The organism is Oscillibacter valericigenes (assembly GCF_016902445.1).
GTDB classification, from domain to species: Bacteria; Bacillota; Clostridia; order Oscillospirales; family Oscillospiraceae; genus Oscillibacter; species Oscillibacter avistercoris.
The window spans coordinates 1-305 of the sequence record NZ_JACSNX010000081.1 but is presented as its reverse complement, the minus strand read 5'-3'; the positions used below and the strand labels follow the sequence as shown (position 1 = coordinate 305).

The following is a 305-nucleotide window of genomic DNA, read 5'->3' as shown; positions in this document are numbered from 1 at the left end:
GGCATCACGTACCTGGCCTGGGACACCAAGCTGGAGGCCCGGGTGGCCGTGAAGGAGTTCATGCCCAACGAGATCGCCACCCGGGTGGGCACCACCGTCTCCGTGGCGGTGGAGAGTCGGTCGGAGGACTTCACCTACGGCGCGGAGCGGTTCCAGGAGGAGGCCCGCACCCTGGCCAAGTTCATGGGCCAACCCAACATCGCCGGTGTGACGGACTACTTTGACGAGAACGATACGTCGTACTTCGTCATGGACTACATCGAGGGCATCTCCTTCAAGACCTACATCGCCAATCACGGCGGAAA

1 protein-coding gene is annotated in these 305 nt (G+C 62.3%); it reads left to right on the top strand.

Annotated features, from left to right (window positions below):
• On the top strand, positions 1–305 hold a 305-nt coding region (locus tag H9X91_RS14120; RefSeq protein WP_420850746.1), incomplete at both ends, for a hypothetical protein.